Source organism: Aquamicrobium sp. YD-1-mutant5 (assembly GCF_059509755.1).
This window is the reverse complement of record NZ_JCAKKP010000008.1, coordinates 18156-39735: the sequence shown is the minus strand read 5'-3', so window position 1 is coordinate 39735 and position 21580 is coordinate 18156. Positions and strand designations below refer to the sequence as shown.

The following is a 21580-nucleotide window of genomic DNA, read 5'->3' as shown; positions in this document are numbered from 1 at the left end:
CCTGAAAATCGTGTTGCGGCCAAACGGCTGTGGCAGCCATAGTGCGCGCTTTAAACTATAAGTGCGCAAATCGCCAGCCGGTTCAAAACCATCAGCTTAAAGACGATCCGAAAATGACAGTAGAAGCCTCTCCCTGGTGGACCCCGCATGTCCATGCCGACCGCCGGACACGCCTCCTTTTGCGCAACCGCATTGCCACAGCGATCCGCGGTTTCTTCGCATCGCAGGACTTCGTCGAGGTCGACGCGGCGGCCCTGCAGATCTCGCCCGGCAACGAAACGCATCTTTCGGCTTTCGCCACTGCCGAAATCCGGCCGGACGGTAGCGTGCAGCCATTTTATCTGCATACCTCGCCGGAATTCGCCTGCAAGAAGCTGCTGGCCGCCGGAGAGCAGCGCATTTTTTCCATGGGTCCGGTCTATCGCAATCGCGAGCGCTCGGCGCTCCATCATCCTGAATTCACCATGCTCGAATGGTATCGGGTGAGCGAGGCCTATGAGAGCCTGATGGGCGATTGCGCGCGGCTGCTGGCGCTGGCCGCCGACCAGGCGGGCGTGCGGAAATTTGCCTTCCGAAACCGCGAGGCCGACCCTTATGCCGAGCCCGAGCGTGTCACCGTTGCCGAAGCCTTCCAGCGTCATGCCGGGATCGATCTTCTGGCGACCGTAGCGGCGGATGGCGGCACGGATCGCGAAGGGCTCCATGCGGCACTGGTCAGGGCCGGCCTGCGCACCGCGCCCGACGACACATGGTCCGACCTCTACAGCCGCGTCATGGTGGAGTGCGTGGAACCGCAACTGGGGCAGGGACGCGCAACCGTGCTGTGCGAATATCCGATCGTCGAGGCAGCACTTGCCCGTCCCGCTGCGCACGATCCGCGCGTGGCGGAGCGTTTCGAGCTTTATTGCTGCGGGGTGGAGCTTGCCAACGGCTTCGGCGAGCTCACCGATCCGGTCGAACAGCGCAAGCGTTTCGAGGCGGACATGGACGAGAAGGAGCGCATTTACGGCGAGCGCTATCCGATCGACGAGGAATTTCTGGCCGCCCTTGCGATCATGCCGGATGCCAGCGGCATAGCATTGGGCTTCGACCGTCTGGTGATGCTTGCGGCAGGAGCCGCCCGCATCGAAGACGTGATCTGGACGCCGGTGGCCGGACGCTGGGGTTGATCCCAACGACTTTCGCGAAGCGGTCCGGTATCGCCTCCGGGCTGTTTGCCTGATGGATCAGGTTGGCGCAAATATTCACGATCCGCGCCGCCACCGCGGATGCGGACTGAAGGGAATGCCGGTGGTGCAGCAGGCAAACGTTTCCGGGCGGCGGACTTCTACTCCGAGGCTTCCACCTTGCCGCCGGAGAACTCGACCGCCGAAAACTCCGGATAGACCTGACGCAGAATGGCAACCTGCTGAAGGTCGTTGACGCGCACGAGATACCACTGGCCTTCGTCCAGCAACGCCAGCGTTTCCGACTGAACCCGCATTGTTCCGGTGGATTCCGAAGTCATGACGGTTTCGGTCGGAATCAACGCATAGGGGTCGCCATTGGCAAGCTCGGCTTCTTTCAGCGCCTTCATATCCATGCCGAAATCTTCCAGCGTGACGGCGGCAAGTGCGGCCTCCATCTGCTGGATGACCACGGTGCGCAGCGCATCGACCTCGAGGCCGGCCTGCTTTGCGATGAATTCCATCACGCGCGGCGGAATGGTGTTGGCAACTTGCTCATAATCCTCGTCGCGCATGGCCTTGTCGAAGGTCTCGACGGTCTGGTGCAGCTTGTCCTTTTCCGCATCGGTGAGCGGACGGGCTTCTGCCGGCGTGGAAAAAGCAGCGGAACTGAGGATGGAAATGGCTGCAACAACAGGCAGGAGCAGTTTTACAAGAGGTCTCATCGTCCATCCTTTTTCCTGAGCCCCACCACTACAGACTGGATGGCGGGGAAATCGCCGAACCCGGTGATGGCGGCAAGCCATGCGCGGCCCACGATCACCAGAGTGATGGCATTGCCGGCCAAGCTATACAGTGCCGGTGAAAGTCGCCGGCGCGAAGAAAGCGCTACGGAACACGCAGGTCGCCAACCGTTCCGGGAAGCGTCCACGCTACATTGCATGCCGCTGCGGAAAAGCTGAGATCCTGCACCATAGGACGCATCACAGCACTAAAATCTGATCGGGGATAATTTGCAAACCAGACATCAGGTGCTCCCCCGCTTTTTAGGGGCAGCGAATGTGTTGATGCTGTTCTCGCCGGGTGGGATAGCTGATCCCGAAGGGCTTCATCAAACGCGCTGGCGGCGATATGGAAACCGGTTCCGCACCGGATCGGGCGATAGCGCCGAAATCAGGCTTGATCGGGCATTTTTCACCCTGCGTAGGGTGAAAATCCTTTTGGCCTCAGGCAGCCCTCATCGGCATCGGCGATGACCCTCGTGCATCGCGCTCCGAGGGTCCGCACAGGCAATCAGCGCAGCAGGTAGGCGCCGACCACAAAGGTCAGAATGAAAACAATGAGACCTGAGACGGCGCCGCCTGCAAAGAAGCCGAACGCCATGGCCACCAGAATGGCAACGCAGGCGAGGGTGCAGTACTTGGTCAGGGCAGTGAACATCCTGTAGGTTTTTTCGTGCTCGGAATAATCCATCTGAGCGCCGAGTTCGACAGGACCCGCGGGCAAGTGTTCAGCCATAGGAAATACCCCTCCTAAATCATCTCAAGCGCACATAGCGAAAAGAGCGCCTCAGGGCAATGGTGCTGTTGCCGCACCGCCTGAGCAGCCAATCTTTCTCTGGCTGGCGCAATTAAAGGCCTGTACAGGTATTTTCGCCCGCAGCGGCGACGTGCAAGAAGCGACCATCCACTTTTGAGATATTCACGGACATTTCCATGACGCCCGCAGCTTTCCTTGCCTACAGTGCGGCTCTCGGCATTGCTGCGGTCATCCCCGGGCCCGGTGTAACCGCCCTTGTCGCAAGGGCGCTCGGCTCCGGCTTTCGCTCCTCCTTCGCGATGCTGCTCGGCCTGCTCATTGGCGACCTGTTCTATCTGACGGCGGCCGTTCTGGGGCTGGCTTTCGTCGCCCAGCAGTTCGGCATGGTGTTTACGGCGATCAAGTGGTTCGGCGTCCTTTATCTCGCCTGGCTCGGCTGGCGCTTCTGGCGCGAAGGCATCACGCCGGAAAATGTCGAGGCCGGCAAGGCGCGCGGCGGGCTGTTTTCGAGTTTTCTCGGAGGCCTGACGCTGACACTCGGCAACCCCAAGACGATGGTGTTCTATCTGGCGATCACGCCGACGGTCATCGACCTGAAAAGCATTACACCATCCGACTACGCGATCCTTGTGGTGATCACGGCTGTCGTCCTGACGATTTCGCTGATGCCCTATTTGGTTCTGGCCTCGCGGGCGCGCTGGTTCCTGTCGTCGCCGCGCGCGCTCAAGATGCTCAACCGCACCGCCGCGACCTTCATGGTCGGCGCTGCGGCCGCGATCGCCGCCCGACACTAAGGGCATGTCGCGATCTTGCGGGTTTGGATTTTTATACTCTGTTTGACTTAAAATTCGGAACAAGTTTCCCTTGGTTTGATTATCTGAGCAATAAAACCGCTCGGATATTGGCGCATGGCACCCTATCTGTTGCGGTAGCCGCCAAGAAAGCTCAATTCCGTGCGAAAGCGAGTTCCATGACCAAGCCAGAAACCTCCATCAAAGCTCCCGGCCGCGGCCGCATCTATGATTCCATCACCCAGACCATCGGCGACACGCCGCTGGTGCGCCTTGACCGGTTCGCGGCTGAGAAGGGCATCGTGGCACGTCTCGTCGCCAAGCTGGAGTTTTTCAATCCGATCGCTTCCGTCAAGGACCGTATCGGTGTGGCCATGATCGAGGCGCTGGAAGCTGAGGGCAGGATCGCGCCGGACAAGACCACGCTGATCGAGCCGACTTCCGGCAACACGGGCATCGCGCTTGCCTTCACGGCTGCCGCCAAGGGCTACCGCCTGATCCTGACCATGCCGGAAACCATGTCGATCGAGCGCCGCAAGATGCTCAGCCTGCTCGGCGCCGAACTCGTGCTGACCGAAGGCGCCAAGGGCATGAAGGGCGCCATCGCCAAGGCTGACGAGCTGGCGGCCACGATCCCCGATTCGGTTATTCCCCAGCAGTTCGAGAACCCCGCCAACCCCGAAATCCATCGCCATACCACCGCCGAGGAAATCTGGAACGACACCCATGGCGAGGTCGACATTTTCGTTTCCGGCATCGGCACCGGCGGCACCATCACCGGCGTCGGGCAGGTTCTCAAGCAGCACAAGCCTTCCGTGCAGGTGATTGCCGTCGAGCCTGAGGCTTCCCCGGTTCTCTCCGGCGGCGCGCCGGGTCCGCACAAGATTCAGGGCATCGGCGCGGGTTTTGCCCCGAAGGTGCTTGATACCGCCGTATATGACGAGATCGTCACCGTCTCCAACGAAGACGCCATCGCCAACGCCCGTCTGGTGGCGCGGCTGGAAGGCGTTCCGGTCGGCATTTCCTCGGGTGCTGCCCTTCAGGCGGCAACCGTGGTCGGCTCGCGCCCGGAGAATGCAGGCAAGACCCTTGTGGTCGTCATCCCGTCCTTCGCCGAGCGCTATCTGTCGACGGTGCTGTTTGAGGGCCTTGGCGGCTGAGCGAACGAAAACGGCCCGTACCGTGAAGGCGCGGGCCGTTCCTTCATTTCGACATGCGGAAACTCAGCGGCGGCGCAGATCCGCAGCGCGCGGCGCGTGATAGGTGGTGGCGCGGGCTGCGCGCCCTGCCATGTCCACGCCCTTGCGGACGGCTGTGCCGGGAAACCTTCTGTCGGTCATGGTGCCGGCCGTCATGTCCTGTTTCCCATGCGGCGGGACGTGGCGGGGCCGGGCCCGCGCATATAGTGGCGTTCGGGTTTGTATGAAGGCGCGATCATCTCGCGCATGGCTGCGAAAAGGCGGCGCATAAGGTTCACGAGCGTCATGTCTTTGTTCCGTTTCGGACGGTTTTTCCGAAGTGCGGACACCATACCGACCGAGCATGAATAGGTGGTGAACGCGATCTTAACTTTTCCCGTAAAACGCGCTGCTTCATGACCGGATTGCGGCTGTTTGGCGGTGTTTTCTTGCCCTCATGCCGATCTCCGCCGACTGTTGCTTTCCGGCCGCAAGCGGCAAGCCCGTCGCTGCGGCGGTTTCGCCCGACCCCGACGAAAAGCCGTCTTGGTTAAGGCTCAGGCGTTGCCGATGAGAACGCCGGTTGCAAACACCAGCCCTCCGCCAAGCACGACCTGAAATGCTGCGCGCAGGAACGGTGTTTCCATGTAGCGTTTCTGAATGTATGCAATCGCCCACAGCTCGAAGAAGACGATGACGATCGCAACTGTGGTTGCCGTCCGGAAATCCGGGATCAGATAGGGCAGGGCATGGCCAAGGCCGCCCAGCGCTGTCATGAGGCCCGAGGCGAAGCCGCGCTTCACCGGCGAGCCGCGGCCCGAAAGCCTGCCGTCATCCGAGGCCGCTTCGGTGAAGCCCATCGAAATGCCGGCGCCCAGCGAGGCTGCGAGGCCGACGAGGAACGTCTGCCACGTATCATGCGTGGCAAAGGCCGCGGCGAAGATCGGGGCGAGCGTCGAAACCGAGCCGTCCATCAGTCCGGCAAGGCCCGGCTGCACATAGGTGAGGATGAACCGCCGCCGCTCGGTCTCAGCCTCCTCGTTGCGGACGCCGCCCGGAACATGCTGCTCTTCAAGCCGCTGCGCCAGCGCTTCGTGGCTCTGTTCCGCCGCGGCAAGGTCGCCGAGCAGCTTGCGCGTCGAGGCATCGGTGGTGCGCTTCATGGCTTCGGTATAGAAGGCGAAGGCCTGCCGCTCCATGTCTTCGGCACGGGCGCGCACCTTGTCGATGCCCAGCGGCCGTACCAGCCAGTCGGGCCTCCGCTCATAGTATCCTTTCACATGTTCGCGCCGGATCAGCGGTATGCGCTCGCCGAAGCGCTTGCGGTGCAGATCGATCAGAGCGGCGCGGTGCCGGTCTTCCTCCTCGGCAATGGCCTCGAATATCTTTGCCGAATGCGGAAAGTCCTCTTCAAGCCCGTCGGCATAGGCCCGGTAGATGCGCGCGTCGTCCTCCTCCGACGAGATGGCAAGTGCCAGGATTTCCTGCTCGGACAGGGACTCGAAGGAGCGGCGGCCGAAGCCGAAAACACGGGAAAGCATGATGATCTCGATCTACTTTAGAATTATTCTAAATTAAGTATCGAGGCTGGTGAAGTCAACGGCCTGCCGGGTGCCGTCCTGTCGCAGGGCGCCGGAAAGCGACGGAAAAAACAGATGCGTTTGTCTTCCCGATGGCCTACCTGATGGGCATGGCCAAGGAAATCGAACGAAAGTTCCTGGTGAAGAACCAGGTGTGGCTGGCAAGGTCCGAGGCCAGCATCGCCATCGTCCAGTTCTATCTGGCCGTCACCGCCGAGCGCTCGATCCGCGTGCGCATCTCGAACGGGGACAAGGCCCGGCTGACGCTCAAATTCGGCAGCGACCTGAACGTGCGCGACGAGTTCGAGTATGATATCCCGCTGGACGAGGCGCGGGAAATGCAGGCCTTCGCCCTCGGTAAGGTCATCACCAAGATCCGCCATCATGTGCGCCACGCCGGCTATCTCTATGAGGTTGACGTCTTTTCAGGCGATCTGGACGGCCTTGTCATGGCCGAGCTTGAGACGCCGGACAGGGTGCAGGATGACGCATTGCCGGACTGGCTGGGGCCCGACATCACCCGTGAGATCCGCTATTCCAACGCCTCGCTGGCGCTGAACGGTTTTCCGCACGAGGCACCCTGAACGCGGCTTTCCCGCCGTTCGTCAGGCAGGCTCGGCCTCCGGCTGCGACTGGCGGACCTGTGCGCGGGCATGCGCCTTCGCCGAGGCGACGGTGGCGCGATAGTGCACCAGTGGCGGCTTGACGCCGTGGGCGGTGAGCAGCTTGCGCATCTGTGGCGACGCGCCGGCGATGTAGAACAGGACGCCCTGTCTGGCCGCCTTGTGCGCGACGCCTTCCAGCACGTTGGCGCCGGTGGAATCCACCAGCGGAATGCCGGAACAGTCGAGGATGAAGGTTTTCGGCTGGTCGGCGATCCGGTCGAGCACGCTGCCGACCGTCGAGGCCGCGCCGAAGAAGAATGCGCCCGAGATGCGGTAGACGACGATATCGGGATCGCTGGCGGCTGCCGCATCATAGGCATCGCGCTCGCCATTGGCGGTGTCGGCAAGGTCTTCCGCCATGAAGGGCGCTTCCGCCTCGACCTCGACCGACTTGGCCATGCGGTCGATGAACATGAGCGCGCCGAGCGAGAAGCCGACGACGATACCGGTGGTCAGGTCGCGGAAGATCACCAGCCCGAACGTGATGAGCAGCACCGCCGCATCGCCTCGCGAGGAACGGATCAGCGCGCGGAAGGCGGGCCGCTCGATCATGTTCCACGCCACCACAGCCAGAACGCCGGCCAATGCCGCCAGCGGAATGTAGCTGGCGAGCGGGGCCGCCAGCAGCATGAAGGCCAGCAGGAACACCGCGTGCAGCATGCCCGAGACCGGGCCATGCGCGCCGGCGCGCACATTTGTGGCGGTGCGGGCGATGGTGCCCGTCACGCAGATGCCGCCGAACAGGGCCGAGCCGATATTGGCGGCGCCCTGCGCCACAAGCTCGCAGTTGGAGCGGTGGCGCCGCCCGGTCATGCCGTCCGCCACCACGGCAGAAAGCAGCGATTCGATGGCGCCCAGCAGGGTGAAAGCGACCGCATCGGGCAGCACGGCCAGCACCTTTTCCACGCTCATCGCCGGCAGGGTGGGGCTCGGCAGCATCGAAGGGATGCCGCCGAAGCGGGTGCCGATGGTCTCGACATCGAGGCCGGCCGCGACCAACGAAGCGAGCGCGACGGCAATCAGCATGCCCGGCCATGACGGACGCCAGCGTTTCAGGCCGACGATCACGGCGATCGTCAGCGCCGCGATCGCCACCGCGCCGGCATTGACGGTCGGCGCGGCATTGAAAAGCGCCATCAGCTTGGGGATCAGGTCGCCCGGCTCCTTTTCGGTGAGCGTGAGCCCGAACAGGTCGGTCAGCTGGCTGGCGAAGATGATGACGGCAATGCCGGCGGTGAAGCCGACGGTGACGGGATAGGGAATGAACTTGATATAGGTGCCGAGCCTGAGCCATCCGGCCGCCGCCAGCAGCACGCCCGATATCAGCGTTGCCAGCACGAGGCCGTCGACGCCGTGGCGATCGACCGTGGACGCCACCAGGACGATGAAGGCGCCGGCCGGGCCGCCGATCTGGAATCGGCTGCCCCCGAGCAGCGAGACGAGGAAGCCGCCGACGATGGCCGTAAACAGGCCCTTTTCCGGCCCGACGCCGGAAGCGATGGCGATCGCCATCGACAGAGGCAGCGCCACGATGGCGACGGTCAGGCCCGCGATGGCGTCGGCCTTGAACTGGGGAAAGTGATAGCCTTCCCGCAGCACGGTTATCAGTTTCGGCGTGAAAAGCTCCCGGAAGGAGGGATTGCTGGATTGGGGACGCTGCCTCGATCTGCGGCGCTGTTTCATGTCTCGGCCTTCGCTCACACCGTTGCGTGGCGGCACTGTCGGCATCGGAATGATCGCCGGCCGCCGTCGCGACCTGTTTGCCGATCCGCAGGAAGGCTGCGGCAAGAGCGTTTCCGGGAAAAGTGGAAACACTTTTCCGGTTCGCAAACGCGCCAGAACAAGACCTGAAGCCGTTCAGCGGTTCCGTGAAACGCTGAACGCTCCTAGCGGGTCCGCAGGCGCACGCCCCGTCCGCCGCGCTCGCTGGGCTGGTTCTCGCCGATGAGTTCGACCCCGGCCTCTTCGAGCGCCTGAATCACCTTCATCAGCGTGTCCACCACGCCCCGGACCACGCCATCGCTGGCTTCCATCCGCTGGATGGTCGGAAGCGAAACCCCGGCCCGTTCTGCAAGCGTCTTCTGGTCGATGCCGGCGAGTGCTCGCGCGGCGCGCATCTGCGCTGCTGTGATCACCGGCACAGTCTCCCGTCTGGATCTGCAATATGAATATATGATACTTTCATTGTGATGTGTCAAACATCATTATGAATGTTTGAAACCTTATTGCTGGAATTCGCGTCCGAGCCTCCGTTCGGCTGTATCAGCCGCGCCGCCATCCACCACAGCATGGCCCATGCGAAACCGGCGCACCAGCCGGCCATCACATCCGAAGGCCAGTGAACGCCGAGATAGAGGCGCGAAATGCCGACCAGCAGCGATACGAACACCGCCAGCGACAGGATGTAGATGCGCGTCGCCTGATTGTGTGCGGTCTGGCTGGCCAGTGCGCCGAGCGTCAGATAGACGAGCGCCGAGATCATCGCATGTCCGCTGGGGAAGGACAGCGAGCTTTCCTGCATCAGATGCGGCACCACATCGGGGCGGGGGCGGTCGATGCCGGTCTTCAGCAGGGTGGCCACGATCTGCCCGCTTGCCACGGCGGCGATGACGAACAGTCCGCTCGCCGGCCGGCGCACCACGAAGAAGTAGAGCGCGGTCGCGGCTGTGATAAGCGTCAGCACCGCGGCGCTGCCGAGGGCGGTGATGTCGCGCACCATCTTGGGCAGCCATGCGGGGCCGACCGGCACGTCGGGGTGCCCCTCGACGCGGAACCACAGCAGGATTTCGCTGTCCAGGGCATGCGGTGCCCGGTCCGTGGCGATCTCCATCAGTTCCAGGAAACCCCACAAGCCACCCGCGACGATGACGCCGGCCAGCAGCATTGGCAGTTCGATCCGTCCGATGAGGGCGGTGATCGGCTTCATCCTGACTTTTCCCTGTGCATTTTCTTTGCCGGTTTGTTTCCGAAAGTGGTGCCGGCGGTCAAGGGTCGGGGACAAGAATTGTCCGCTGGAGCAGTTCCAGCAAAAGCGCGAAGTGATTTTGCGTCCGGAACTGCGTCAAAACAAAGAGATAGAGCATTGGAGGTGAACCACCGGAAATGCTCTATGTCCTCAGGCGATAGCCTGTCCGGAAGATCCATGCGACAACGGCCACGCAGGCGAACAGGAACACCAGCGTCATGCCGAGGCTTAAGCCCAGCGACACGTCGGCCTTGCCGAAAAAGGCCCAGCGGAAGCCGCTCACCAGATAGACCACCGGATTGAACAGCGTGATGGTGCGCCAGATGCCGGGCAGCATGTCGATCGAATAGAAGGAGCCGCCGAGGAAGGTGAGCGGCGTGACGATCAGCAGCGGCACGAGCTGCAACTGCTCGAACGTACCCGCCCAGATGCCGATGATGAAGCCGAACAGCGAGAACGTCACGGCCGTGAGGATGAGGAAGGCGAGCATCCAGAACGGATGCTCTATATGCAGCGGTACGAACAGCGACGATGTCGCCAGTATGATCAGGCCGATGGCCGCCGATTTGGTCGCCGCCGCCCCGACATAGGCAATGACGATTTCCAGATAGGAGACCGGCGCCGACAACAGTTCGTAGATGGTGCCGACGAATTTCGGGAAATAGATGCCGAAGGATGCGTTGGAGATCGACTGGGTGAGCAGCGACAGCATGATCAGCCCCGGCACGATGAAGGCGCCGTAGCTGACGCCGTCGATCTGGTCGATGCGCGAGCCGATAGCCGCGCCGAAGACGACGAAATAGAGCGAGGTCGAGATGACCGGAGAAATGACGCTCTGCATGAGGGTGCGCACGGTGCGCGCCATCTCCACGCGGTAGATGGCCCAGATTGCGTGATGGTTCATGACGCCTTCCTGACCAGATTGACGAAGATTTCTTCAAGCGAGCTGTTGACCGTGTCGAGATCGCGGAAAGCGATGCCGGCAATTTCGAGGTCGCGCAGCAGCGAGGCGACGCCGGGCCGTTCGCTCTGGTTGTCGTAGGTGTAGGTGATCGCACTGCCATCGGCCGACAGTTCGAGCCCATAGCCGGCCAGCGCCTCGGGCACAGCATCGAGCGGCTGGCGAAGCTCAAGCCGCAATTGCTTGCGGCCGAGCTTGCGCATCAGCTCCGCCTTGTCCTCGACCAGCACGATCTCGCCGTGGTTGATGACGCCGACGCGGTCGGCCATCTCCTCGGCCTCCTCGATATAATGCGTGGTCAGGATGATGGTGACACCGCTTTCGCGCAAACGGCGCACCATCGCCCACATGTCCTGCCGCAACTCCACATCGACACCGGCGGTCGGCTCGTCGAGAAACAGGATGCGCGGCTCGTGCGCCAGCGCCTTGCCGATCATCACGCGCCGCTTCATGCCTCCGGAAAGCGTGATGATCTTGGCGTCGCGCTTGTCCCACAGCGAAAGATCCCTGAGGATATTCTCGATCAGCGCCGGGTTCGGCGGCTTGCCGAACAGCCCGCGGCTGAAGGTGAGGGCGGAGCGCACGGTCTCAAACGACTCCACGGTCAGCTCCTGCGGCACCAGTCCGATCAGCGAACGGGCTGTGCGATAGTCGCGGTCTATGTCGGCTCCTTCTACTGTCACAGTGCCGGAGCTGCGGTTGACGATGCCGCACACGATCGAGATCAGCGTCGTCTTGCCGGCGCCGTTGGGGCCGAGAAGCGCGAAGATTTCGCCGTGCCTGATGTCGAGATCGATATGCTTCAGGGCGCTGAAGCCGCTGGCATAGGTTTTCGACACGCCGGATATGGAGATGGCTGGCTGCATGAAGATCGCTTCGGATTGGAAATTTTTTCTGGATGCCCGAATGTCGGTGCGCTGCCGGCAAAGTCAATGTGCCTGCTGACATTTCCCGACAGGAGGCTGTGGCGAAACGCGGGGGTTGTCTTTCCCATGCCAATGCACACTTAGTTGATGCCCACCTGGTTGATGACCATTTTGTTGATGACCGGCACAGAGAAAACGGAGTCCGAGCGAATGACACGAAAGATCGTCCCGACACTGCTTGCAGCTGCATTTGTGGCCGGAGCAGGCTTCGCCCCCGCCTATGCGCAGGACAACGACAGGGCCCCGCCGCAGAATGCGCTGAAGCTTTCCGAGATCATCGCCAAGGTCGAGCAGCGCGACGGGTTCCGCTACATCGACGAGATCGAGTGGGAGCGGGGTCTTTATGAGGTGACCTATTACACGACCGACAAGGCCAAGGTCGAAATCCGCTTCGATCCGGTGACAGGCGAGCCGAAATAAAGCCGGATATCGCCTGATCCCGGCCTGATGCGGGCGGGAGCTGCGCGCTCCTGCTTGCCGAGGGATGGTCCGCCTGATAAAGGCCGCGACTATGACCACACCCCTCGATCACATTCGCAACTTCTCCATCGTCGCCCATATCGACCATGGCAAGTCCACGCTAGCTGACCGCCTGATCCAGATGACAGGCGGCATGGACGCGCGTGAGATGGCCGGCCAGCAGCAGGTTCTCGATAATATGGACATCGAGAAGGAGCGCGGCATCACCATCAAGGCGCAGACCGTGCGCCTGAATTATCGTGCGAAGAATGGTGAGGACTACATCCTCAACCTGATCGACACGCCCGGCCACGTCGACTTCGCCTATGAGGTGTCGCGCAGCCTTTCGGCCTGCGAAGGCTCGCTTTTGGTGGTGGATGCTTCGCAGGGCGTCGAAGCCCAGACCCTCGCAAACGTCTATCAGGCCATCGACAACAACCACGAGATCGTCGTGGTGCTGAACAAGATCGATCTGCCGGCCGCCGAGCCCGAGCGCATCAAGGAACAGGTCGAGGACGTGATCGGTCTCGACGCTTCCGAGGCGGTGATGATCTCGGCCAAGACCGGCATCGGCATCGAGGACGTTCTGGAAGCCATCGTCAACAAGCTGCCGCCGCCGCGGGAAGGCGATCGCACCGCGCCGCTCAAGGCGATGCTGGTCGATTCATGGTACGATTCCTATCTGGGCGTCATCGTTCTGGTGCGCGTCATCGATGGCGTGCTGAAAAAGGGCCAGACTATCCGTATGATGGGCACCGGCGCGAAATATCCGGTTGAACGCACCGGCGTGTTCACGCCGAAGATGCTGAATGTCGACGAGATCGGCCCGGGTGAATTCGGGTTCATCACCGCTTCCATCAAGGAAGTGGCCGACACCCGCGTCGGTGACACCATCACCGAGGATCGTGGCCCGACGACGACTCCGCTGCCGGGCTTCAAGCCGGCGCAGCCGGTGGTGTTCTGCGGCCTGTTCCCGGTAGATGCCGACGATTTCGAGGATCTGCGTTCCGCCGTCGGCAAGCTGCGCCTCAACGATGCGTCCTTCTCCTATGAAATGGAAACATCTGCCGCGCTGGGCTTCGGCTTCCGCTGCGGCTTCCTCGGCCTGCTTCATCTGGAGATCATTCAGGAGCGGCTGGAACGCGAGTTCGACCTCGACCTGATCGCCACCGCGCCAAGCGTCGTCTACCGCATGGTGATGAACAACGGCGAAGTGAAGGAACTGCACAACCCGGCCGACATGCCGGACGTGGTGAAGATCGCGCATATCGAGGAGCCGTGGATCCGCGCCACCATCCTGACGCCGGACGATTATCTCGGCTCGATCCTCAAGCTCTGTCAGGACCGCCGCGGCGTTCAGGCCGATCTCTCCTATGTCGGCAAGCGCGCCATGCTGGTCTACGAATTGCCGCTCAACGAAGTGGTGTTCGATTTCTACGATCGCCTGAAGTCGATTTCCAAGGGCTATGCTTCTTTCGACTACCATCTGACGGACTATCGCGAGGGCGATCTGGTCAAGATGTCGATCCTCGTCAATGACGAACCGGTCGATGCGCTGTCCATGCTCGTTCACCGTACGGCAGCGGAAAAGCGCGGCCGCGTGATGTGCGAGAAGCTGAAGGAACTGATCCCGCAGCACATGTTCAAGATTCCGATCCAGGCGGCAATAGGCGGCAGGATCGTGGCGCGCGAGACCATTTCGGCCCTGCGCAAGGACGTGACCGCCAAGTGTTATGGCGGCGACGCCACCCGCAAGCGCAAGCTTCTGGAAAAGCAGAAGGAAGGCAAGAAGCGCATGCGGCAGTTCGGCAAGGTCGACATTCCGCAGGAAGCCTTCATCCAGGCGCTCAAGATGGGCGACTGACGCTTCGTCATGCGCGCACTCGTCCAGCGGGTCAGTGAAGCCAGCGTCACGGTGGATGGCGAAAAGGTCGGAGAAATCGGTGCGGGCCTGCTGGTGCTGGTCTGCGCCATGCAGGGCGATACGGAGGCGCAGTCTGAATGGCTGGCGCGCAAGGTCGTCAATCTGCGCATCTTCCGTGACGAACAGGACCGCATGAACCGCTCGCTTCCGGATGTGGGCGGCAGTGCGCTCATCGTCAGCCAGTTTACGCTGGCGGCCGAGACCAGAGGCAACCGGCCGGGCTTCTCAACCGCTGCTGCCCCCGACGACGGCAAACGGCTCTACGAGCATTTTTCGGCTGCCGTTGCGGCACATGGCGTGCCTGTCGCCAATGGCGTTTTTGGCGCGGACATGAAGGTCGCGCTGGTCAATGACGGCCCGGTGACGATCTGGCTGGACAGCGAGCGCTGACAGCAATTTTCCCGCAAAACCGGCATCTGAGCCAAATCAATCGCCCTTCTGAGCCAACCCCGTCATTGACCCTTCGCGCCCTTTCGTGTCAAAGCCGGGCCCGATTATGTTGCACTGCCGCAACGGGCCCTTATGTGGAGGTTTGGGAATGTCGGATCGCATCGAGATCGCCGGGCTGCGCATCGCGCGCGTACTGCACGACTTCGTAGCTGACGAAGCACTGGCTGGCAGCGGGATCGATGCTGAGAAATTCTGGACCGGCGTATCGGCGATCGCTCACTATCTGGCCCCCAAGAACCGCGAGCTGCTGCAGAAGCGCGAAGACCTTCAGGCAAAGCTCGACCAGTGGTACCGTGAAAACGGCGCGCCGAACGATCTGGAGGCCTACAAAGCTTATCTGAGCGAGATCGGTTATCTGGTGCCGGAAGGCCCGGCGTTCGAAGTCACCACCGCCAATGTCGATCCCGAGATCGCCGAGGTGGCCGGCCCGCAGCTCGTCGTTCCGGTCATGAACGCGCGCTATGCGCTCAACGCCGCCAATGCGCGCTGGGGTTCGCTCTATGATGCGCTTTACGGCACCGATGCGATTTCCGACGCCGATGGCGCGGAAAAGGGCAAGGGCTACAATCCGAAGCGTGGTGCGAAGGTCATCGCATGGGGCCGCAATTTCCTCAACGTAAGCGCGCCGCTGAAGACCGGCTCGTGGGCTGATGCTGGTGCCCTCTCTGTGAAGGACGGCCAGCTGGTGGTCGGCGAGACCGCCCTTGCCGATCCGGCCCAGTTCGCCGGCTATCGCGGCGAGGCATCCGCGCCTTCGGCGGTTCTGCTCCGCAGGAACGGGCTCCATGTCGAAATCGTCATCGACCGCGACAGCGTGATCGGCAAGGACGACAAGGCCGGCATTTCCGATCTGGTGATCGAAGCCGCGCTCACCACCATTCAGGACTGCGAGGATTCGGTCGCCGCCGTCGACGCCGAGGACAAGGTCGTCGTCTATCGCAACTGGCTTGGCCTGATGAACGGCAACCTCGCCGAGGAAATCGTCAAGGATGGCCGCACCTTCACCCGCCGTCTGAACGGCGACCGCACCTACACCGCGCCCGATGGCGGCGAACTGGTACTGCCGGGCCGGTCGCTGATGCTGGTTCGCAATGTCGGCCATCTGATGACCAACCCGGCCATCCTGCTGCGCGACGGCTCGGAAATTCCGGAAGGCATCATGGATGCGGCGATCACTGCCCTGATCGCGCTCAACGATGTCGGGCCGAAGGGCCGCCGCGCCAACAGCCGCACCGGCTCCATGTATGTGGTCAAGCCCAAGATGCACGGGCCGGAAGAAGTGGCCTTCGCCGTCGAGATCTTCGACCGCGTCGAGGACCTTGTGGGCATGGCCCGCAACACCATCAAGATGGGCATCATGGACGAGGAACGGCGCACCACCGTGAACCTCAGGGAGTGCATCCGCGCCGCCTCCGCGCGCGTGGCCTTCATCAACACCGGCTTCCTCGACCGCACCGGCGACGAGATCCACACCTCCATGGAAGCCGGCCCGATGATCCGCAAGGGCGACATGAAGCAGGCGGCGTGGATCGGCGCCTACGAGGCATGGAACGTCGACACCGGCCTGCAGTGCGGCCTGTCCGGCCATGCGCAGATCGGCAAGGGCATGTGGGCGATGCCCGACATGATGGCGGCGATGCTGGAGCAGAAGATCGCCCACCCGAAGGCGGGCGCCAACACAGCATGGGTGCCGTCGCCGACCGCCGCCACGCTGCACGCCACCCATTATCATCAGGTCGACGTTCATGCCGTGCAGGATACGATCCGCAGCCGTCCGAAGGCGAAGCTGGACGATCTGCTGACGGTTCCGGTTGCCGTTCGTCCGAACTGGACGCCGGAAGACATTCAGCTCGAACTGGACAACAACGCACAGGGCATCCTCGGCTATGTGGTGCGCTGGATCGATCAGGGCGTCGGCTGCTCCAAGGTGCCGGACATCAACGATGTCGGCCTGATGGAAGACCGTGCGACGCTGCGCATTTCCTCGCAGCACATCGCCAACTGGCTGCACCATGGCGTGTGCAGCGAGGAACAGGTGATGGAAACGCTGAAGCGCATGGCGGCGATCGTCGATCGCCAGAACGAAGGCGATCCGCTCTACCTCCCGATGGCACCGGACTTCGAAGCCTCCATCGCCTTCAAGGCGGCGTGCGATCTGGTCTTCAGAGGGCGCGAGCAGCCGAGCGGCTACACCGAGCCTCTGCTGCACAAGCGTCGACTCGAACTGAAGGCGAAGCTGGGGAATGACGCCTGAGCCACGGCTTGTGGCGGGGCTCGTCTTGCGCTAGAGCAATTGCAGTAAAAGTGCGAAGCGCTTTTTGCGTCGGGAATTGCGTCAAAACAAAGGGTTGGCGCATTTCCACGCTTCGGAGAAAAGCGGAAATGCGCTAGCCCCTGCACATCATGATCGTTCTTGCCATCGACTGCTCCGCCGGCCTATGCGCCTCCTGCGTCTGCGATACCGGTTCGGGTACGGAGCTGGGACGCGAGGTCCGTGATCTGGGCAAAGGCCACGCCGAACACCTGATGGCCGTGATCGATGTCGCGCTCGAAAGGGCCGGCCGAACTTTTGCTGATCTCGATGCCGTTGCCGTGTCCATCGGTCCCGGCTCCTTCACCGGCATACGCGTCGGCGTGTCGACCGCACGCGGCCTGGCGCTGGCCCTCGGCATTCCTGCAATCGGCGTAACCACGCTGGAGGCGCTGGCGGCGGAAGCCGCGCGGCAGTTTCCCGGGCGGGCAGTGCTTGCCGCTCTTGATGGCGGTCGCGGCGAAATTCATGCAGCGCTCTACGATTCCCGGTTGCAGCCCCTGTCAGGCCCGGCGGTGATGTCGGCGGAGGCGGCTGCGCGTCTTGGCGGACAGGCCAACGCCGTTCTGGCCGGAGCCGCAGCGGCACAGCTCTCCGATGCGGCGGATCAGGTCTTCGACAGCGCAGTGCCGGAGCGCACCGCCGACATTGCTGTTTATGCGCGGCTTGCCGCGAACAAGGGGGCGGGCGAAAAGCCGCGCCCGCTTTATCTGCGCGACGCCGATGCCAGGCCGCAGGCCGGCTTCGTGCTGCCGCGCAACGGTTTATGACGGCTGGGGGGCCGGGAGGAGAAACTTTCGCATGCGCATACCCTTTCTGTCATCGCTGCGCCGGGAATATGCGTTGCAGCCCCTGTCGCCGGAAGAAAGCGGAGCTGCAGCCGCTCTTCACCGCGAAGGTTTCAGCCGTCCGTGGACGGATGAGGAATTCATCTCGCTTCTGGGACAGGACACCGTGTTCGGGTTTGCCGCGCGCGCCGTGGGAAGGGGCAGGGGCGATCCGGTCGGCTTCGTGCTGGCCCGGCTTGCCGCAGGCGAGGCCGAGATCCTGACCATCGTGGTGGCGCGCGCGCACCGCCGCTATGGCCTCGGCTGGCAGCTCATGGACGCCGTGCTGCGCGAGCTTCACGCCCGCCGCGCCGAAGCGCTGTTCCTCGAGGTAGACGAGACCAATCCTGCCGCCGTCGGGCTCTATCGCCGTCTCGGCTTTGTGGAGATCGGCAAGCGGCCAAACTATTACCAGACGCCCGGTCAGGCACCGACCAGCGCGCTCGTCATGCGCCGCGATCTGCGCCGATGAAACCGGTGCCGTTCACATGATCGCACGGATCAGGATCGCGCTCGCGCTTGTCTTTGTCGGGATCGCGACGCTGATTCTGGCGCCCTTGCAACTGGTTGCCATGAAGACGGGGCTGTGGCGGGAAACCGTCATCCTGAGGGTGTGGCATCGCGTCGTCCTGCGCGGACTGGGAATACGGGTGCATGTGACCGGCCAGCCGGCAGCGCAGCGCCCGCTGCTCATCGTCGCCAATCACATTTCATGGACCGACATTCCGGTTCTGGGTGCGATTGCGGATGTTCGCTTCATCGCCAAGGCCGATATGCAGACATGGCCGCTGGTCGGTTTTCTGTCGAGCCTGCAACGCACCGTCTATATCGAGCGCGAAAGACGGCGCAAATCCGGAGATCAGGCCGGCGAGATCGCGCTTCGGCTGGTCAATGGCGAGGCCATGGTTCTGTTCGCCGAAGGCACCACCAGCGACGGCAACATGATGCTGCCCTTCAAGAGCACATTGTTTGGCGCGGCCACCATGGCGGTTGCCGAAGGTGCAGCAAAGGAAGTCGCCATCCAGCCGGTGGCCATTGCCTATACGCGTCTGCACGGCATGCCGCTCGGCCGCCGCTTCCGGCCTCTGGCAAGCTGGATCGGCGATCAGGATCTCGCCTCGCATGCCCGCGACCTCATAGCCAGCGGCGCGATGGATGTGGAAGTGCGTTTTGGCGAGCCGGTGATCTTCGCCGCCGGCGACAACCGCAAGCAGGCGGCGCGCATCGTGGAGGAGAGGGTGCGCGAGCAGTTTGCCGCAGCCCTGCGCGCGCCGGAAGGGTCGCGCCCAAAGCCATAGATTCAGCCGGGTTTTGCTGGTAGAAGCCCGCCGATGGAACAGACGACAACGCTCCCGACCGAAAAGGGCACGCCGAAGAAGGTCTTCGTCAAGACCTATGGCTGCCAGATGAATGTCTACGATTCCCAACGCATGACCGATGCGCTGGCCGCCGATGGCTATGTGGCGACCGAAGTGATCGAGGACGCCGATCTGGTGCTGCTCAACACCTGCCATATTCGCGAGAAGGCGGCGGAGAAGGTCTATTCCGAACTCGGCCGCATTCGCGAAATGAAGGCCGAGCGCGAGATCAATGGCGGCGAACTGGTCATCGGCATCACCGGCTGCGTGGCGCAGGCCGAAGGCAGCGAAATTTTGCGCCGCTCGCCGGCCGTCGATCTGGTGGTGGGCCCGCAGACCTATCATCGCCTGCCTGATGTGCTGGCAAAGGTTCGCAACGGCGAGAAGGTCGTCGAGACGGAATACGCGATCGAGGACAAGTTCGCGCATCTGCCGAAGCTGCAGCGCGCGGCAGTGGCAAAGCGTGGCGTTACCGCCTTCCTCACCGTGCAGGAAGGCTGCGACAAGTTCTGCACCTTCTGCGTGGTGCCCTATACGCGCGGCTCGGAAGTCTCGCGCCCGGTTTCCCAGATCGTGGCGGAAGCCGAGCGGCTGGCCGATGCCGGCGTTCGCGAGGTGACGCTGCTCGGGCAGAACGTCAACGCATGGCATGGCGAAGGGCCGGATGGTTCCGAATGGGGTCTTGGCCGCCTGCTGTTCCGGCTGGCGGAAATTCCGGGCCTTGCGCGCCTTCGCTACACAACCAGCCATCCGCGGGACATGGACGACGACCTGATCGCGGCCCACCGCGATCTCGGCGCGCTGATGCCCTATCTGCACCTGCCGGTGCAGTCCGGTTCGGACCGCATCCTCAAGGCGATGAACCGCCGCCATACGGGTGCCGACTACCTGCGCCTGATCGAGCGCATTCGTTCGGCCCGTTCCGACATCGCCATGTCGGGCGATTTCATCGTCGGGTTCCCCGGCGAGACGGAAGCCGATTTCGAGGACACGCTGAAAATGGTGCGCGAGGTTTCCTATGCCTCGGCCTTCTCGTTCAAATATTCTCCGCGCCCCGGCACGCCGGGCGCGGAGATGGGTGGCCATGTCGACGAGCCGGTCAAGGACGAGCGCTTGCGGCGGCTTCAGGCGCTGCTCAATGAACAGCAGCAGGCGTTCACCACTTCGATGATCGGCCGCACCATGTCCACGCTGATCGAGAAGCCCGGCCGCCAGCCGGGACAGAAGGTGGGTCGCTCGCCCTGGCTGCAGCCCGTTATTGTTGATGAAAAGGTCGCCGAAATCGGTGACATTATTGACGTGCGAATCACGAAGACTGGCTTCAACAGCCTGTTCGCCGACCCGGTCTGATCGCGGATAACCCGTATGATCCGGCCCCGGCAGATCTGGAGAGACGGTTGAGCGCAACCGACCTGACGAATACGAGCCCCGATGCCACGTCCGGTAACGGCCCATCTTCCAGCGCCCCGTCAGGGGCTTCAGATATGGCCCACATCGTACTCACCTTCGACAACAACAAGCTGGCCGGCGCCCTGTATGGCCAGTTTGACGAAAATCTGGCGCGGCTGGAGCAGAAGCTCGGTGTCGATATCCGCTCGCGCGGCAACCAGCTGAGCATTCGTGGTTCTGCGGTGGCGTCCGAGCAGGCGCGCCGGGCGCTCGACAGCCTCTACGAGATTCTCCAGAAGGGCGCCGATATCGGCCAGTCCGATGTCGATGGCGCCGTGCGCATGGCCGTTGCGGCCGACGACCAGCTGGTGCTGCCCACCATGGAGCGCAAGGGCAAGATGTCGGCCGCGCAGATTTCCACCCGCAAGAAGACCATCTATGCCCGCTCGCTCAATCAGGATGCCTATATGCGCGCGCTGGAGCGCTCGGAGCTGGTCTTCGGCGTCGGGCCTGCCGGCACGGGCAAGACCTATCTGGCCGTCGCGCATGCCGCCATGCTGCTCGAGCGCGGCATGGTCGAGCGCATCATCCTGTCGCGGCCTGCGGTGGAGGCGGGCGAGCGGCTTGGCTTCCTGCCGGGCGACATGAAGGAGAAGGTCGATCCCTATCTGCGGCCCCTCTACGATGCGCTCTACGACATGATGCCGGGCGACAAGGTGGAGCGGGCGATTGGTGCAGGCGTCATCGAGATCGCGCCGCTGGCCTTCATGCGCGGGCGCACGCTCTCGCATGCAGCCGTCATCCTCGATGAGGCGCAGAACACCACCTCCATGCAGATGAAGATGTTCCTGACGCGTCTTGGCGAGAATTCGCGCATGATCGTCACCGGCGATCCGACGCAGATCGACCTGCCGCCCAATACGAAATCGGGCCTTGTGGAGGCGCTGCGCGTGCTGGATGGCGTTTCGGGTGTCGTCACCGTGCGCTTCAACGATGTGGACGTGGTTCGCCATCCGCTGGTGGCCGAAATCGTCAGGGCCTATGACCGAGACGGCAAGGTTTCGCGCGGTCTGGGCGTGGAAGGCTGACGC

At 62.8% G+C, this 21580-nt stretch carries 22 protein-coding genes; 13 read left to right on the top strand and 9 right to left on the bottom strand.

Annotation, left to right across the window (positions count from 1 at the left end; genetic code table 11):
- The first annotated feature begins 113 nt into the window (after positions 1–113).
- On the top strand, positions 114–1169 hold the full coding sequence (gene epmA / locus AC5XE7_RS12870; RefSeq protein WP_495366379.1) for an EF-P lysine aminoacylase EpmA: 1056 nt from the start codon (positions 114–116) through the stop codon (positions 1167–1169).
- Between the two features lie 158 nt (positions 1170–1327).
- Here epmA and AC5XE7_RS12865 read toward each other — a convergent pair whose 3' ends face one another.
- Both AC5XE7_RS12865 and AC5XE7_RS12860 read right to left on the bottom strand, forming a co-directional pair.
- Positions 1328–1891, bottom strand: a complete 564-nt coding sequence (locus tag AC5XE7_RS12865) for a hypothetical protein (RefSeq protein WP_495366380.1) — start codon at positions 1889–1891, stop codon at positions 1328–1330.
- Positions 1892–2459: 568 nt separating this feature from the next.
- On the bottom strand, positions 2460–2684 hold the full coding sequence (locus tag AC5XE7_RS12860) for an aa3-type cytochrome c oxidase subunit IV (RefSeq protein ID WP_183827899.1): 225 nt from the start codon (positions 2682–2684) through the stop codon (positions 2460–2462).
- A 197-nt stretch (positions 2685–2881) separates the two neighbouring features.
- Between AC5XE7_RS12860 and AC5XE7_RS12855 the strand changes: the two genes are divergently transcribed.
- Together AC5XE7_RS12855 and cysK are read left to right on the top strand one after the other, a co-directional pair.
- Complete coding sequence (locus tag AC5XE7_RS12855; protein ID WP_495366381.1) at positions 2882–3499, top strand: LysE family translocator; 618 nt, start codon at positions 2882–2884, stop codon at positions 3497–3499.
- A 176-nt stretch (positions 3500–3675) separates the two neighbouring features.
- The gene (gene cysK / locus AC5XE7_RS12850) at positions 3676–4656 is read left to right on the top strand and encodes a cysteine synthase A (protein ID WP_495366382.1); all 981 of its coding nucleotides are present in this window, start codon (positions 3676–3678) and stop codon (positions 4654–4656) included.
- A gap of 63 nt (positions 4657–4719) precedes the next feature.
- Here the strand turns inward: cysK and AC5XE7_RS12845 are convergent, their stop codons facing one another.
- Together AC5XE7_RS12845 and mbfA are read right to left on the bottom strand one after the other, a co-directional pair.
- Positions 4720–4851 (bottom strand): hypothetical protein, encoded by a 132-nt coding sequence (locus AC5XE7_RS12845; RefSeq protein ID WP_281379405.1) that lies wholly within the window; start codon positions 4849–4851, stop codon positions 4720–4722.
- A gap of 380 nt (positions 4852–5231) precedes the next feature.
- Positions 5232–6215, bottom strand: a complete 984-nt coding sequence (gene mbfA, locus AC5XE7_RS12840; RefSeq protein ID WP_495366383.1) for an iron exporter MbfA — start codon at positions 6213–6215, stop codon at positions 5232–5234.
- 149 nt (positions 6216–6364) lie between these two features.
- Between mbfA and AC5XE7_RS12835 the strand changes: the two genes are divergently transcribed.
- Positions 6365–6838, top strand: coding sequence for a CYTH domain-containing protein (locus AC5XE7_RS12835; RefSeq protein WP_495366412.1), 474 nt, complete (start codon positions 6365–6367; stop codon positions 6836–6838).
- Between the two features lie 21 nt (positions 6839–6859).
- Here the strand turns inward: AC5XE7_RS12835 and AC5XE7_RS12830 are convergent, their stop codons facing one another.
- From AC5XE7_RS12830 to AC5XE7_RS12810, 5 genes are all read right to left on the bottom strand, one after another.
- A complete protein-coding gene (locus AC5XE7_RS12830; RefSeq protein ID WP_495366384.1) occupies positions 6860–8602 on the bottom strand; it encodes a SulP family inorganic anion transporter in 1743 nt (580 codons plus the stop codon).
- Between the two features lie 203 nt (positions 8603–8805).
- Entirely contained in the window at positions 8806–9054 is a 249-nt protein-coding gene (locus AC5XE7_RS12825) for a helix-turn-helix domain-containing protein (RefSeq protein WP_183827914.1), read from the bottom strand.
- Between the two features lie 59 nt (positions 9055–9113).
- Positions 9114–9845, bottom strand: coding sequence for a phosphatase PAP2 family protein (locus AC5XE7_RS12820; protein ID WP_495366385.1), 732 nt, complete (start codon positions 9843–9845; stop codon positions 9114–9116).
- 181 nt (positions 9846–10026) lie between these two features.
- Positions 10027–10788, bottom strand: a complete 762-nt coding sequence (locus tag AC5XE7_RS12815) for an ABC transporter permease (protein ID WP_495366386.1) — start codon at positions 10786–10788, stop codon at positions 10027–10029.
- Positions 10785–11711, bottom strand: coding sequence for an ABC transporter ATP-binding protein (locus AC5XE7_RS12810; RefSeq protein WP_495366387.1), 927 nt, complete (start codon positions 11709–11711; stop codon positions 10785–10787). The genes AC5XE7_RS12815 and AC5XE7_RS12810 overlap by 4 nt, the downstream gene beginning before the upstream one ends.
- Positions 11712–11921: 210 nt before the next feature.
- Here AC5XE7_RS12810 and AC5XE7_RS12805 point away from each other — a divergent pair, with 210 nt between their 5' ends.
- From AC5XE7_RS12805 to AC5XE7_RS12765, 9 genes are all read left to right on the top strand, one after another.
- Positions 11922–12191 (top strand): PepSY domain-containing protein, encoded by a 270-nt coding sequence (locus AC5XE7_RS12805; RefSeq protein ID WP_495366388.1) that lies wholly within the window; start codon positions 11922–11924, stop codon positions 12189–12191.
- Between the two features lie 91 nt (positions 12192–12282).
- Complete coding sequence (gene lepA, locus AC5XE7_RS12800) at positions 12283–14094, top strand: translation elongation factor 4 (protein ID WP_495366389.1); 1812 nt, start codon at positions 12283–12285, stop codon at positions 14092–14094.
- Between the two features lie 9 nt (positions 14095–14103).
- Complete coding sequence (gene dtd / locus AC5XE7_RS12795; RefSeq protein WP_495366390.1) at positions 14104–14544, top strand: D-aminoacyl-tRNA deacylase; 441 nt, start codon at positions 14104–14106, stop codon at positions 14542–14544.
- Between the two features lie 148 nt (positions 14545–14692).
- Entirely contained in the window at positions 14693–16858 is a 2166-nt protein-coding gene (locus AC5XE7_RS12790; RefSeq protein WP_495366391.1) for a malate synthase G, read from the top strand.
- Positions 16859–17007: 149 nt separating this feature from the next.
- Positions 17008–17685 carry a tRNA (adenosine(37)-N6)-threonylcarbamoyltransferase complex dimerization subunit type 1 TsaB gene (gene tsaB / locus AC5XE7_RS12785; protein ID WP_495366392.1) on the top strand — a complete coding sequence of 226 codons (678 nt, stop codon included), beginning with the start codon at positions 17008–17010 and terminating at the stop codon, positions 17683–17685.
- A gap of 31 nt (positions 17686–17716) precedes the next feature.
- Positions 17717–18214 (top strand): GNAT family N-acetyltransferase, encoded by a 498-nt coding sequence (locus AC5XE7_RS12780; protein ID WP_495366393.1) that lies wholly within the window; start codon positions 17717–17719, stop codon positions 18212–18214.
- Between the two features lie 16 nt (positions 18215–18230).
- Positions 18231–19040, top strand: a complete 810-nt coding sequence (olsA, locus tag AC5XE7_RS12775) for a lyso-ornithine lipid O-acyltransferase (protein WP_287942858.1) — start codon at positions 18231–18233, stop codon at positions 19038–19040.
- A gap of 33 nt (positions 19041–19073) precedes the next feature.
- Complete coding sequence (gene miaB / locus AC5XE7_RS12770) at positions 19074–20450, top strand: tRNA (N6-isopentenyl adenosine(37)-C2)-methylthiotransferase MiaB (protein WP_495366394.1); 1377 nt, start codon at positions 19074–19076, stop codon at positions 20448–20450.
- A 134-nt stretch (positions 20451–20584) separates the two neighbouring features.
- The gene (locus AC5XE7_RS12765) at positions 20585–21577 is read left to right on the top strand and encodes a PhoH family protein (RefSeq protein ID WP_495366395.1); all 993 of its coding nucleotides are present in this window, start codon (positions 20585–20587) and stop codon (positions 21575–21577) included.
- Positions 21578–21580 lie beyond the last annotated feature (3 nt).

What these genes read in the sequence shown, in the direction of transcription:
- epmA (WP_495366379.1), top strand. Translation starts at nt 114, where the DNA reads ATGACAGTAGAAGCCTCTCCCTGGTGGACCCCGCATGTCCATGCCGAC.
- AC5XE7_RS12865 (WP_495366380.1), bottom strand. Translation starts at nt 1,891, where the DNA reads ATGAGACCTCTTGTAAAACTGCTCCTGCCTGTTGTTGCAGCCATTTCC.
- AC5XE7_RS12860 (WP_183827899.1), bottom strand. Translation starts at nt 2,684, where the DNA reads ATGGCTGAACACTTGCCCGCGGGTCCTGTCGAACTCGGCGCTCAGATG.
- AC5XE7_RS12855 (WP_495366381.1), top strand. Translation starts at nt 2,882, where the DNA reads ATGACGCCCGCAGCTTTCCTTGCCTACAGTGCGGCTCTCGGCATTGCT.
- cysK (WP_495366382.1), top strand. Translation starts at nt 3,676, where the DNA reads ATGACCAAGCCAGAAACCTCCATCAAAGCTCCCGGCCGCGGCCGCATC.
- AC5XE7_RS12845 (WP_281379405.1), bottom strand. Translation starts at nt 4,851, where the DNA reads ATGACGGCCGGCACCATGACCGACAGAAGGTTTCCCGGCACAGCCGTC.
- mbfA (WP_495366383.1), bottom strand. Translation starts at nt 6,215, where the DNA reads ATGCTTTCCCGTGTTTTCGGCTTCGGCCGCCGCTCCTTCGAGTCCCTG.
- AC5XE7_RS12835 (WP_495366412.1), top strand. Translation starts at nt 6,365, where the DNA reads ATGGCCAAGGAAATCGAACGAAAGTTCCTGGTGAAGAACCAGGTGTGG.
- AC5XE7_RS12830 (WP_495366384.1), bottom strand. Translation starts at nt 8,602, where the DNA reads ATGAAACAGCGCCGCAGATCGAGGCAGCGTCCCCAATCCAGCAATCCC.
- AC5XE7_RS12820 (WP_495366385.1), bottom strand. Translation starts at nt 9,845, where the DNA reads ATGAAGCCGATCACCGCCCTCATCGGACGGATCGAACTGCCAATGCTG.
- AC5XE7_RS12815 (WP_495366386.1), bottom strand. Translation starts at nt 10,788, where the DNA reads ATGAACCATCACGCAATCTGGGCCATCTACCGCGTGGAGATGGCGCGC.
- AC5XE7_RS12810 (WP_495366387.1), bottom strand. Translation starts at nt 11,711, where the DNA reads ATGCAGCCAGCCATCTCCATATCCGGCGTGTCGAAAACCTATGCCAGC.
- AC5XE7_RS12805 (WP_495366388.1), top strand. Translation starts at nt 11,922, where the DNA reads ATGACACGAAAGATCGTCCCGACACTGCTTGCAGCTGCATTTGTGGCC.
- lepA (WP_495366389.1), top strand. Translation starts at nt 12,283, where the DNA reads ATGACCACACCCCTCGATCACATTCGCAACTTCTCCATCGTCGCCCAT.
- dtd (WP_495366390.1), top strand. Translation starts at nt 14,104, where the DNA reads ATGCGCGCACTCGTCCAGCGGGTCAGTGAAGCCAGCGTCACGGTGGAT.
- AC5XE7_RS12790 (WP_495366391.1), top strand. Translation starts at nt 14,693, where the DNA reads ATGTCGGATCGCATCGAGATCGCCGGGCTGCGCATCGCGCGCGTACTG.
- tsaB (WP_495366392.1), top strand. Translation starts at nt 17,008, where the DNA reads ATGATCGTTCTTGCCATCGACTGCTCCGCCGGCCTATGCGCCTCCTGC.
- AC5XE7_RS12780 (WP_495366393.1), top strand. Translation starts at nt 17,717, where the DNA reads ATGCGCATACCCTTTCTGTCATCGCTGCGCCGGGAATATGCGTTGCAG.
- olsA (WP_287942858.1), top strand. Translation starts at nt 18,231, where the DNA reads ATGATCGCACGGATCAGGATCGCGCTCGCGCTTGTCTTTGTCGGGATC.
- miaB (WP_495366394.1), top strand. Translation starts at nt 19,074, where the DNA reads ATGGAACAGACGACAACGCTCCCGACCGAAAAGGGCACGCCGAAGAAG.
- AC5XE7_RS12765 (WP_495366395.1), top strand. Translation starts at nt 20,585, where the DNA reads ATGGCCCACATCGTACTCACCTTCGACAACAACAAGCTGGCCGGCGCC.